Genomic DNA, 11,627 nt, shown 5'->3' on the forward strand with positions numbered 1-11,627 from the left:
CGCCGGTCGGCAAACGTCGCGCGGCGGCTCAGGTCGACCACGCGTCGGCGGCGTCGGCGAGAGCGTCGGCGACCCCGCGGGGCAGCGGTCCCGACCCGCGGTCGGCGGCCGAGAGCGCCCCCGTGACCCGGCCGTCGTGGCGGAGTGCGACCGCGACGGCGACCGCCCCGGGCAACAAGGTGCCGCTCGCGCCGCGTTCGAACCCGTCGGTGCGGATCCGCGCGCAGGTGTCGAGCAGCGCGGCGGCGGCGCCGGGGTCACCGTCGTGCGCGGCCAGCGCCACCCGCTTGCGCTCGGCCGGGGCGAGGTGGGCGAGCAGGACCCGGCCGGCCGCGGTGTCGGGCAGCGGCGCGCGGACCCGGGCGGACAACGCGACGTCGAAGCTCTCGTCGGCGCCGGCCCAGTCGAGGTAGACGGCGTCGTCGCCGATCCTGGCGGCGAGGAGCACGGGCAGGCCGGTGTGCCGGGCCAGCTGGTCGAGCGCCTCGTGCGGGATCGCCGGGACGGGTGGTTCCCCCGCTCTCGCCGCGAGCATCCACGGCGCAGGCCCCAGGGTGTAGCGACGGTCGCGTTCGTCGAGGTAGCCGGTGGCGACGAGACCGTCGACGAGCTTCTGCACCGAGGACACCGGGGCACCGACGCGCCGGGCCAGAGCGGAGAGGGTGCTGCCGTCCGGGCGGCGCGCGGCGGATTCCAGCAGACCGGCCACCCGGTCCACCGTCCGGTGGTGCTTACGCATATGGGTAAGGGTAGCTCGCAGGAGCGAGAGAAGTTAGCCATGCTCATGGAGAACGAGATCGCGGACCGACCGGAGGGAGCACGACATGGGTGGCGCACTGGACGGGCTGCGGGTGATCGACCTGGCATCGGTGGTCATGGGCCCCTACGCCTGCCAGATCCTGGGTGACCTGGGCGCGGAGGTGATCAAGATCGAGCCGCCGGCCGGGGACATGACCCGCCGGACGCTGCCCCAGCGCAACCCCGGCATGGGTGCGCTCGCGCTGAACGTGAACCGCAACAAGCGCTCCGTCGCCCTCGACCTCAAGACCGACGCCGGGCGGGCCGTGCTCGACGACCTGCTCGACACCGCCGACGTACTCGTCACGAACATGCGCCCCGGTGCGCTGGAGCGGCTCGGGCTCGATCCCGGGCGGGTCGCCGAACGGTTCCCTCGTCTGGTGCAGGTGCGGGCGCAGGGCTTCCGCAGCGACTCCGAGCTGGCCGACCGGGCCGCCTACGACGAGATCGTGCAGGCGTCCTCGGGGATGGTGGACCTGATGCGCCGGGCGACCGGCACCCCGTCGTACGCGCCGACGATCCTCGCCGACAAGGTGTGCGCGCTGACCATCGCCTACTCCACGCTGGCCGCGGTGATCCACCAGCGGGCCACCGGTGAGGGGCAGCTGGTCGAGGTCCCGATGACCGACACGCTGCTCGCGTTCAACCTGGTGGAGCACCTGTCCGGGCACACCTTCGTGCCCGCGGAGGGCCCGACCGGGTTCAACCGGTCGATGGCGGCCGGGCACGAGGCCGTCGCGACGAAGGACGGCTGGGCCTGCATCCTGCCCTACACCCCGCGCAACATCGCCGACTTCTTCGCCGCGGCCGGCCGCGAGGACCTGGCCGCCGACGAGCGGTTCGCCACCTCGCCGGCGATGGCGGCGCACCAGCCCGAGCTGTACGCACTGATCGGCGAGCTCGCCCCGCAGCGCACCACCGACGAGTGGGCGGCGCTGTGCGCCGAGCACTCGATCCCGTTCGCGCCGGTGCTCGCCGTCGACGACGCCGAGACCGACCCGTACGTCACCTCCGGCGGCCTGCTGACCGAGGCAGAGCACCCCACCGAGGGCCGCTACCGCTCGATCGGCTTTCCGGTCCGGCTCTCGGCCACCCCGGCCGGGATGCGCACCCACGCCCCCGCACTCGGTGCCGACGGCGCCGCGGTGCTGCGCGAGCTGGGGCGCACCGAGGACGAGATCGACGCGCTCGTCGCCGAGGGGGTGCTGGTCCGATGAGGGCCGCCGACGTCCTCGCCGCCGGGACCACCCCGCTCACCGCGCCGGCGTTCCCGCCCGGGGCGCACCGGTTCACCGACCGCGAGTACCTCAACGTCGTCTATCGCACCGACCCCGAGGCGTTCCGCCACGCCCTGCCCGAGCCGCTGGTGGCCGGTGACCCGCTGGTCCGGTTCGAGGTCATGCACATGGGCGACGTCGACGGGTTCGGCCCCTACACCGAGTCCGGTCAGGCACTGGCCTGTTCCTTCGACGGTGAACAGGGCGAGTACCTCCACGGGATGTGGCTGGACAACTCGCCGGCCACCTTCGCCGGGCGCGAGCAGAGCGCCTATCCCAAGGCGTTCGGCACCCCGCGGCTGGCCGTGGAGGACGGCGCGCTGGTGGGGACCCTGCACAAGGGGTCGCTGCCGGTCGCCGTCGCCACGATGGCCTACCAGCATGCCCCGCTCGACCCGGCCGAGGCCGCCGCACAGATCGGCGTCCCGACGTTCATGGTCAAGCTCGTCCCCGGCCGCTCCGGCCCGGTCGACGCCCGCCTGGTCCGCACCCGGATCACCGACCTGACCGTGAAGCGCGCCTTCACCGGCCCGGCGCGGCTGCAGCTGTTCCACCACGTCCTCGCACCGCTGGCGGACCTGCCGGTGCGCGAGGTCGTGTCCGCATCGCACGTGCTCACCGACCTCACCCTGGCGCCGGTCGAGACCGTGCACGACTACCTGCACCAGGACGGGGAGGACTCGTGAGGATCACCGAGATCGGCGCCGGCACGATCGGCGTCTCCTGGACGGTGCTGCTGGCCGCGGCTGGGCACGACGTCGTCATCACCGACCCGCGGCCGGACCTGGCCGATGTCGTCGACGCGGGGGTGCGGCGCTACGGGTCACCGGACCTGCTCGACCGGGTCGTGTGCGAACCCGACCTCGCCGCCGCCGTCGCGGCCGCCGACGTCGTCCAGGAGCAGGGCCCGGAGGACCTGGCGGTCAAGCGGGAGATCTGGGCGACGGTGGCCGCGCACGCTCCGGCCGGGGCGCTGCTGCTCAGTTCCACCTCCGGGATCCTGCCCAGCGACATCGCCGCCGAGCTGCCCGACGACGCCGCCGCGCGGCTGCTGGTGGCGCACCCGTTCAACCCGCCGCACGTGCTGCCGCTCGTCGAGCTCGTCGCCGGGCAACGGACCGGGCGCGACGCCGTCGAGCGCGCCGCGGCGTTCCTGCGCGGCGTCGGCAAGGACCCGGTCGAGATCCACAAGGAGGTGTACGGCTTCGTCGGGAACCGGCTCCAGTCCGCGCTGTTCCGCGAGGCCGTGTCCCTGGTCCGCGACGGCGTGGTCTCCCCCGCCGAGCTCGACCGCGTCGTCACCGGGGCGCTCGGCCCGCGCTGGGCGACCGGCGGGCCGTTCCTGTCCTTCCACCTCGGCGGCGGCGACGGCGGCCTGCGCCACCTGCTCGAGCACCTCGGCCCCGGCATGGCGCGCCGCTGGGCCGACCTGGGGACCCCCGCCCTCGACGCCGACACCGTCGAGGCGATCAGCAGCGCCACCGAGGACGCCTACGGCCCCAGCCGGGAGGCCCTCACCACCGCACGCGACCGCGCCGAGACCGCCGTGCTCGCCGCCCGCGACGACATTCTGGAGCAGTCATGACCAGCCCACTGCCCGCCGACCTCTACGGTTACCTGGACCTGCTGGGCGACCAGGAGAAGAAGATCCTCGCCCGGGTCCGCGAGTTCGCCGAGACCCGGATCGCCCCGATCGCCGACGACTACTGGGACCGCGCCGAGTTCCCGTACGAGCTCATCCCCGGCTTCGCCGAGCTCGACGTCGTCGGCCTGGCCAGGGAGTGGCCGGACCGGCCCGCGTACTCGCGGCTGCTCACCTCGTTCGTGTCGATGGAGCTGTCCCGCGTCGACCCCTCGATGGCGACCTTCTTCGGCGTGCACGCCGGGCTCGCGCTCACCTCGATCGACCTGTGCGGCTCGGAGGAGCAGAAGCAGCGCTGGCTCCCCGCCATGCGGCGGATGGAGCTGATCGGGGCGTTCGCGCTGTCCGAGCCGCACGGCGGTTCCGACGTCGCGGGCGGGCTGGAGACCACCGCGCGGCGGGAGGGGAACGGCGCCGACGCGGTGTGGGTGATCGACGGTGCGAAGCGCTGGATCGGCAACGGCACCTTCGCCGACCTGGTTGTCGTGTGGGCGCGCGACGTGACCGACGACCCCACCGGCGGCCCGGTGAAGGGCTTCGTCGTCGAGAAGGACATGCCCGGCTTCACCGCGACGAAGATGGAGGGCAAGCTCGCACTGCGCTCGGTGCAGAACGCCGACCTCACCTTCGACGGCGTGCGGGTGCCCGAGGCGAACCGGCTGCCGGGCGCGGAGTCCTTCCGCGACACCAACCGGGTGCTGCGGGTGACCCGCGGCGGGGTCGCCTGGAACGCGGTCGGCGCGATGGCGGGGGTGTACGAGCTGGCCCGCGACTACGCCGTCGAGCGCGTCCAGTTCGGGCAACCGATCGCGTCGTTCCAGCTGGTGCAGGACCATCTCGTGTCGATCCTGGGCGACGTCGTCGCCTCGCTCGGGATGGCGGTCAAGGTCGCGCAGATGCAGGACGACGGCACCTTCCGCGACGAGCAGGCGGCCCTGGCCAAGCGGCAGGCGACGATCATGCTGCGCGACGCCGTCGCGCGGGCCCGGGAGGTGTTCGGCGGCAACGGCATCCTGCTGGAGAACAAGGTCGGCCGCTTCTTCGACGACGCCGAGGCCCTCTACTCCTACGAGGGCACCAAGGAGATCAACACCCTGGTCGTGGGACGTGCGGTCACGGGGATCGGGGCGTTCGTGGGGCGGAAGCCGGCGAAGCACTGAGCCGGCTCCTCGGCACGGCCCGTGGAGCGCCGATCAGCGCCACGGCGTCGCGCAGTGCCCGCTGCCCGGCGACGACGGGGTCGTCACCGGGCAGCGCCGCGAGGTGGGCGTCGACGCACTCCCGGTAGAGCCCCGCCAGGTGGTCGGTCAGCAGCGACCAGGCGGCGACCCGGTCGCCGAGCGTCCCGCCGCGCCACCGCAGGGCCGCGGTCGCCAGAGCGCCGTGCTCGCCGCCGTAGGACGCGACGGCGGCGTCGTTGCGGCCGATCTCCCCGGTCGTGAGGGTGTGCAGGAACCGGACGGGGAACAGCACCGTCTTGGTGACCGCCCGCGGCCCGCGGGCCAGCAGTGCCGCCGGGTCGGCGATCCCCGCGAGCCAGGCGTCGTCGACCCGCTCGACGAGGAAGTCCGCCGAGCCGCGGACCAGATCGTCGTGGGTGGGTCGCACGGCGCCGTCGCGCACGTCGGTGCCGTGGCGCAGTACCCCGGAGTCGAGCAGGTCGAGCCGGTCGACGGCGGGCAGCCGGGCCGGCCGGTCGCCGGGGCCGTGGCGGACGGTGTGCGGGTCGGCCCAGAACACCGAGAGCCGCTCTGCCAGCCCGTCGGTGCCCGCTGCGGCGTCCCGGGTCGCGGCGACGACGTCGTGCACCCGCGACGCCGTGCCGCCGCCGGTCTCCGACAGCACCAGGGCCAGGTCGACGTCGCTGACGGCGGGGGCGAACCCGCCGTGTGCGAGGCTGCCGAGGGTGTAGGCCGCCACCAGGTCGTCACCGAACTCCCGGCGGGCCGCGTCGGTCGCCGCGCCCAGCACCGCCTCACCCCGAGCGTCGTCCGTCACCGGTCCAGCCTGCCACGCGGGACCGGCCGGCGACCGCCGGGCGAACCGGGGCGCCCTCCCGGCCCCCCGGCGTTGCGCACGTCCGGGTCCCGGGGAAGATCACCGACGTGCTCTACATCGGACCGGTGGAGATCCCCGGGTCGGACGACCACGAGGGTTTCGTCAGCGCGGACACCGCCGACGGTCGCGCGACGGGGATCTGGGCCGACGCGCGTCGCGCACCGGCCGTCGCCTACCGCGCGGCATGCGAGTGCGGCTGGCGCGACGACGTGGCCTACGTCCCGGGCCCGTGCGGCCACTCCGCGGCGCTGCGCGCGTTCGTGGACCACCACTTCGCACCGGTCACCGGCGCCCCCGCGCTCGACCCGGCGCGGCACTTCCTCCCGGCGTAGTCCGCCGTCGTGGGCGTGCGAGCACTCGCGCCCGTGATGGCGTGAACGCCCGGTTCGTACACCTGCGGCCGGTTCGGCAGACTGGGACGATGTCCGTCCCACACCGCCACGCCGCCCCCGACGCCGTCCGCTCCACCCCCGTCCTGGCCCTGCGGGTGCTCGCGACCGCCTCGGTCGTGGTCCTGGCCTGGCAGTTCGTGACCGCCGCCGGCCTGTTCACCGGCGGCGACGTCGGTCCGCACGGCGCCGGGGCGATCGTGCTGCACGTCGTCACCGGGCTCGCCGCGGCGGCCGCGGTGTGGCTGCGGGTCGTCACGGCCGGGTCGTGGTGGCCGTCCGCGCTCGCCGTCGCGGTCTTCGCGTTCACCTTCGTCCAGGCGTGGTTCGGGAGCATCCCGGGCCTGGTCGTGCACGTGCCCGGTGCGATGGCGCTCGTCGCCGGATCGGTGTGGCTGGCCGCGTGGTCGTTCCTCCGCGCCGGCTGACCGGCCCTGGCCGGTGACGGGGGTCACCCGAACCATGCGGACGCCTCCGTCCGAACACGACCGGGGAGGTCCGTCCGGCTCGGCGCGCGCGATCACGACACCCGCCATACCCTCGACAGGATCCGGCCCGGTGGTGCCCTCGGCGCTCGACGGCCCCCGACCGGGTCCGGACGCCGACGTCCGGCCGCCCACCACCCCAGGCGACCCGACGGGAGGCCGCGTGACGTCCGTGAAGAGCACGTCGGTGACGACCACGTCCGTGACGACCACGTCCGTGGAGACCACACGGGCCCGGCGCCCCGAGCTCGTCCCCACCCATCCGGGCTGGGCGGAGGAGATCCGCGACCGGGTCCGTGAGCAGGTCGCGGAGACCGTGCGCCGTCGCTGCGCCGAGCACGTCCACTCGATGCGTGGGGCGGACGTCGTGACCGGGGTTCTGAGCGACTTCGTCGGTCGCGGCAAGTACCTGCGTTCGATGTTCGGCTACCTGGGCTGGCGGGCCGCCGCCCCGGACTCCCCCGCCGCGCTGGCCGCGGTGTCCGGGCTGGAGCTGCTGCACGCGTTCGCGCTGCTGCAGGACGACGTCATGGACCGCTCGCAGCTGCGTCGCGGCCGGCCGACGGTGCACGTCCAGCTCGCCTCCTGGCATCGTGGCCAGGGCATGTCCGGCTCGGCGGACCGGTTCGGCGAGTCCGGCGCGGTCCTGCTGGGTGACCTGTGCCTGGTCTGGGCCGAGCAGGCGATGCGCGAGAGCGGACTGCCGCGCGCCGCGCTGGACCGTGGCTGGCCACGCTACGACGAGATGCGCTCCGAGCTGGCCGTCGGCCAGTTCGCCGACCTGCTCAACGAGGCCCGCCGCGTCCCCACCCTCGACGAGGTGATGGACGTGCTGCGTCGCAAGTCCGGCAACTACACCGTGCGCCGCCCGCTGGAGCTCGGCGCCGCGATGGCAGGCGCCGGGCCGGAGCTGCTCACCGCGCTCGGCGACTACGGGACGATGGTCGGCGAGGCCTTCCAGATGCGCGACGACGTGCTGGGCGTGTTCGGCACCGACGCCACCGGCAAGACCGCGGGCGACGACCTGGCCGAGCGCAAGGCCACCAGCCTGGTCGTGCTGGCCCGCGAGGTCGCCGGACCGGCCACCCGGGACACCCTCGACGCGTTGCTGCACGGCTCCGACGAGACCGACGGCCCGGTCGACGTCGCCGCGGCGCGGGTCGCGATCGAGTCCACCGGCGCCCGCCGTCGCATCGAGGAGCTGATCGCCACCCGGGTGCAGGGCGCGCTGCGGCTGGTGGACGGCGCGGTCGACGGCGGACTGCTCGGCGACGACGTCGCCGCGGTGCTGCGGGCGATGGCCGTGCGCTGCGCCGACCGGGTCTCCTGACCGGGCCCGCCCCGCGAACGGCTGCGGTGCACCAGGATGCGACCCGACGCGCCGGGCGCCGTGGGCGGTCCTAGGCTCGCGGACATGGCCGACCGTTCCCCGTCCCGCCCCGCCCGCCCCGGAACCGTCGGCCGTGCGGGTCTGCCGCGCGAGCAGGTGCCCTCGCACTTCGACGACGGCGCGGCCGACTACGACCGGCTGGTCGGGATGAACCCCGGCTACCACGACCACCTGCGCGCCTCCGCGGCCCGGATGCGGCTGCCCCGGGACGGCGCGGGGCTGCGGCTGCTCGACGCGGGCTGCGGCACCGGGGCCTCCACCGCGGCGCTGCTCGGGGTCGCCCCGCGCGCCGAGATCGTGGCCGTCGACGCCTCGGCCGGGATGCTGGAGCGCGCCCGCACCAAGCCGTGGCCGGCGTCGGTGCGGTTCGTGCACTCCACCGCCGAGGCCCTCGCCGAGAACGGGGTCGAGGGCCCGTTCGACGGGATCCTCGCCGCCTACCTGCTGCGCAACCTGGACGACCCGGACGCCCAGCTGCGCCGCTTCCACGACCTGCTGCGCCCCGGTGGGGTGCTCGCGTTGCACGAGTACTCGGTGGCCGACTCGCCCCGCGCCCGGCTGTCCTGGCACGCGGTCTGCTGGGGGATCATCGTGCCGCTCGGCCGGATGACCACCGGTGAGACCGCGCTCTACCGGCACCTGTGGCGCAGCGTGAACACCTTCGACGGCATCGGCCGCCTGCGCGACCGGGTCCGCGGCGCCGGGTTCGACGCCGTGCACTCCGAGACCATGACCGGCTGGCAGAACGGCGTCGTGCACACCGTGCTCGGGACGCGGGCGTGACCGCCCGCCCGACCGACCCGCGCCGGGTCCGCCACGAGCCCGCCGGCGGCCTCGGCGACGCCGGGCAGCTGGGGCGGCGACCGCGGGTGGTCGTCGGCGGCGGGATCGCCGGACTCGCCGCGGCGACCGGGCTCGCGGAGCGCGGCGTCGTCGTGGAGCTGCTGGAGCGCGAGCCCTACCTGGGCGGGCGGGTCGGTGGCTGGTCGGAGCCGCTGCCCGACGGCACCCCGGTGTCGATGAGCCGCGGCTTCCACGCCTTCTTCCGCCAGTACTACAACCTGCGCGCGCTGCTGCGCCGGGGCGACCCCGGGCTGGAACGGCTGGTGCCCCTGGAGGACTACCCGCTCGTCGACGCGCACGGGCACCGGGACACCTTCCGCGGGCTGCCGCGCACCCCGCCGTGGAACGCGGTGCTGTTCGCCCTGCGCAGCCCCACCTTCCGCCCGTCGGACCTGCTGCGCCTCGACGCCCGCGCCGCCGCGCCGCTGGCCGCGGTCAGCGTGCCCGGCATCTACGAGGCGATCGACCACGTCGACGCGCAGAGCTTCGTCGAGTCGATCAACTTCCCGCCCGCGGCCCGGCACCTGGCGTTCGAGGTGTTCTCCCGCAGCTTCTTCGCACCGCCCTCGACCATGTCGGCCGCCGAACTCGCGACGATGTTCCACATCTACTTCCTCGGTTCCTCCGAGGGCCTGATGTTCGACGTGCCCGACGCGGGCTTCGACACCGCGCTGTGGGAGCCGCTGCGCCACTACCTGACCACCCGCGGCGTCACGTTCCGGACCGGAGTCACGGTCTCCTCGATCGAACGATCCCCGGCAGAACGCTCCCCGGCCGACGGTGTCGGCAGTGGACGGTTCCACGTGAATCATCACGACGGCGGCGGCACCGGCGGCAGCAGCGAGGCGGACGCGGTCGTGCTGGCCCCGGACGTGCGCGGGTTGCGCGACATCGTCGCCGCCTCCCCCGGCCTGGGCGACCCCGTCTCGGCCGTCGACGGGCCGGACGCGCTCGCCCGCTGGCGCGCCGACGTCGCCGCGCTGGGCAGCGCCCCGCCGTTCCTCGTGCAACGGCTGTGGCTCGACCGGCCCGTCGACGCGACCCGCCCGCCGTTCCTCGGCACCGGCGGGCTCGACCCGCTCGACAACATCTCCGTGCTGGACCGCTACGAGCGCGACGCCGCGGGCTGGGCGGCCCACCACGGCGGGTCCGTCGTGGAGCTCCACGCCTACTCCGCGGCGCCGCCGCCGGGCACCGGCGACGACACCTGGACCGTCGAGCTGCGCCGTCGCACGGTCGCCCGGCTGCACGAGCTCTACCCGGAGACCGCCGGTGCCGGGGTGGTCGGCGAGCTGGTGCAGTGGCGGGCGGACTGCCCGATGTTCGGCGTCGGCGACTTCGCGCGGCGGCCCACGGTCGCCACCCCCGTCGACGGCCTGGTGCTGGCCGGCGACGGCATCCGGATCGACCTGCCCGTCGCGCTCATGGAGCGGGCGGCGAGCACCGGCTGGCAGGCGGCGAACCGGCTGCTCGCCGGCTGGGGTCTGGCCGGCCACCCCCTCGAGACCGTCCCCACCAGCGGCCGCCTCGGTCCGCTGCGGCGCGCCGCCGAGTACGCGATGCGCACCTGACCCCCGAAGGACACCACGCCATGACCCTGCTCTCCCGGCTCGCCGAGAACTGGCCGTCCCACTGGCCGCTGCAGCCGCTGCCGTCGCAGCGGTGGGCGGCGCAGAAGCCGACCTACGCCGGCGCGGACCCGAAGCTGATCTCGGCCGCGCTGGAGCGGGCGCAGGCACGTCCGTCGGGGAACTGGTTCGTCGTCGCCGCGAGCCGCGAGATCCGCCGCGACCGGCCGCACGGCGTCCGGGTCGGCGGGACCGAGCTCGTCGCGTGGCGGGAGGAGGACGGCACGGTCCGGGTGGGTCCCGGCGCCTGCCCGCACCTCGGTGCACCGATGGCGCTGGCCGCCGTCGACTGCGGCGAGCTGGTCTGCCGCTGGCACGGGCTGCGCCTCGGCGCCCGGTCCGGCCCGGGCTGGGCGGTGCTGCCCGTCCACGACGACGGGGTCCTGGTCTGGGTGCGGCTCGACGATCTCGGCGGCGAGGAGCCGACCGACGCCCCCGTCGTCCCGGCCCGACCGGCCGGCGCGGTGCTCGACGCCGTCACCACGCTGACCGGGGTGTGCGAGCCGGAGGACATCGTCGCCAACCGGCTCGACCCGTGGCACGGCGCCTGGTTCCACCCGTACTCGTTCCAGCGGCTGACGGTGGACTCCGCGCCCGCCGTCACCGACGTCGCCCCCGACGACGACCGGTTCCTCGTGAGCGTCACCTTCAAGGTCGGGCCGGGGCTGGGTGTGCCGGTGCGGGCGGAGTTCGTGTGCCCGGAGCCGCGCACCGTGGTCATGCGGATCGTGGAGGGCGAGGGTGTCGGGTCGGTCGTCGAGACCCACGCGACCCCGCTCGGCCCCGGCCCCGACGGGCGGCCGCGCACCGCGGTGATCGAGGCCGTCGTCGCCGGGTCGGACCGGCCCGGTTTCGCGGTGGCGACCCGGCTCGCCCCGGCGATCCGCCCGGCGATGGCCGCGGCCGCCACGAAGCTGTGGCGCGACGACCTCGACTACGCCGAGCGCCGCTACGCGCTGCGGGCGCGCTGAGCAGGGAAATCCGCGCTTCGAGAGAGGCTCTCGTCGGCCAGGACGTCGGCCAGGGTCTTCTCGAGCGCATCGACCACGGCGTCGTATCCGCTGTTGCCCAGGACCAGCCGGCGGGGCGGCGGGTCCTGGGACATCGCCGTGATCAC

At 74.9% G+C, this 11,627-nt stretch carries 12 protein-coding genes; 10 read left to right on the forward strand and 2 right to left on the reverse strand.

Annotated elements, in window-relative coordinates; translation table 11 throughout:
• Nucleotides 1-28: 28 nt before the first annotated feature.
• Nucleotides 29-739, reverse strand: a complete 711-nt coding sequence (locus tag FVA95_RS08670) for an IclR family transcriptional regulator (protein WP_149663734.1) — start codon at nucleotides 737-739, stop codon at nucleotides 29-31.
• Nucleotides 740-824: 85 nt separating this feature from the next.
• Here FVA95_RS08670 and FVA95_RS08675 point away from each other — a divergent pair, with 85 nt between their 5' ends.
• The 4 genes from FVA95_RS08675 to FVA95_RS08690 are packed head-to-tail and all read left to right on the forward strand — an operon-like array spanning nucleotide 825 to nucleotide 4,877.
• Nucleotides 825-2,015 carry a CaiB/BaiF CoA-transferase family protein gene (locus FVA95_RS08675; protein ID WP_149663735.1) on the forward strand — a complete coding sequence of 397 codons (1,191 nt, stop codon included), beginning with the start codon at nucleotides 825-827 and terminating at the stop codon, nucleotides 2,013-2,015.
• Nucleotides 2,012-2,761 carry an acetoacetate decarboxylase gene (locus FVA95_RS08680; protein WP_149663736.1) on the forward strand — a complete coding sequence of 250 codons (750 nt, stop codon included), beginning with the start codon at nucleotides 2,012-2,014 and terminating at the stop codon, nucleotides 2,759-2,761. The genes FVA95_RS08675 and FVA95_RS08680 overlap by 4 nt, the downstream gene beginning before the upstream one ends.
• A complete protein-coding gene (locus FVA95_RS08685; protein WP_149663737.1) occupies nucleotides 2,758-3,660 on the forward strand; it encodes a 3-hydroxyacyl-CoA dehydrogenase NAD-binding domain-containing protein in 903 nt (300 codons plus the stop codon). Before FVA95_RS08680 ends, FVA95_RS08685 begins: the two co-directional genes overlap by 4 nt.
• The gene (locus FVA95_RS08690; RefSeq protein ID WP_149663738.1) at nucleotides 3,657-4,877 is read left to right on the forward strand and encodes an acyl-CoA dehydrogenase family protein; all 1,221 of its coding nucleotides are present in this window, start codon (nucleotides 3,657-3,659) and stop codon (nucleotides 4,875-4,877) included. The genes FVA95_RS08685 and FVA95_RS08690 overlap by 4 nt, the downstream gene beginning before the upstream one ends.
• Here the strand turns inward: FVA95_RS08690 and FVA95_RS08695 are convergent.
• The gene (locus tag FVA95_RS08695; RefSeq protein ID WP_149663739.1) at nucleotides 4,831-5,715 is read right to left on the reverse strand and encodes a hypothetical protein; all 885 of its coding nucleotides are present in this window, start codon (nucleotides 5,713-5,715) and stop codon (nucleotides 4,831-4,833) included. The genes FVA95_RS08690 and FVA95_RS08695 overlap by 47 nt on opposite strands.
• 107 nt (nucleotides 5,716-5,822) lie before the next feature.
• On the opposite strand from FVA95_RS08695, the gene FVA95_RS08700 reads away from it, so the two are divergent.
• The 6 genes from FVA95_RS08700 to FVA95_RS08725 all read left to right on the forward strand — a co-directional run bounded on the left by FVA95_RS08700 (nucleotide 5,823) and on the right by FVA95_RS08725 (nucleotide 11,481).
• Nucleotides 5,823-6,107 carry a hypothetical protein gene (locus FVA95_RS08700; protein WP_149663740.1) on the forward strand — a complete coding sequence of 95 codons (285 nt, stop codon included), beginning with the start codon at nucleotides 5,823-5,825 and terminating at the stop codon, nucleotides 6,105-6,107.
• A gap of 89 nt (nucleotides 6,108-6,196) precedes the next feature.
• The gene (locus tag FVA95_RS08705; RefSeq protein WP_149663741.1) at nucleotides 6,197-6,592 is read left to right on the forward strand and encodes a hypothetical protein; all 396 of its coding nucleotides are present in this window, start codon (nucleotides 6,197-6,199) and stop codon (nucleotides 6,590-6,592) included.
• 259 nt (nucleotides 6,593-6,851) lie between these two features.
• On the forward strand, nucleotides 6,852-7,979 hold the full coding sequence (locus FVA95_RS08710) for a polyprenyl synthetase family protein (RefSeq protein ID WP_240051361.1): 1,128 nt from the start codon (nucleotides 6,852-6,854) through the stop codon (nucleotides 7,977-7,979).
• A gap of 84 nt (nucleotides 7,980-8,063) precedes the next feature.
• Entirely contained in the window at nucleotides 8,064-8,822 is a 759-nt protein-coding gene (locus tag FVA95_RS08715) for a class I SAM-dependent methyltransferase (protein ID WP_149663742.1), read from the forward strand.
• Entirely contained in the window at nucleotides 8,819-10,453 is a 1,635-nt protein-coding gene (locus FVA95_RS08720; protein WP_149663743.1) for an FAD-dependent oxidoreductase, read from the forward strand. The genes FVA95_RS08715 and FVA95_RS08720 overlap by 4 nt, the downstream gene beginning before the upstream one ends.
• Before the next feature lie 20 nt (nucleotides 10,454-10,473).
• Nucleotides 10,474-11,481, forward strand: coding sequence for a DUF5914 domain-containing protein (locus tag FVA95_RS08725; RefSeq protein ID WP_149663744.1), 1,008 nt, complete (start codon nucleotides 10,474-10,476; stop codon nucleotides 11,479-11,481).
• Nucleotides 11,482-11,627: the final 146 nt, after the last annotated feature.

The sequence above is a fragment of the Pseudonocardia sp. EV170527-09 genome, assembly GCF_008369905.1.
Classification (GTDB): Bacteria; Actinomycetota; Actinomycetes; order Mycobacteriales; family Pseudonocardiaceae; genus Pseudonocardia.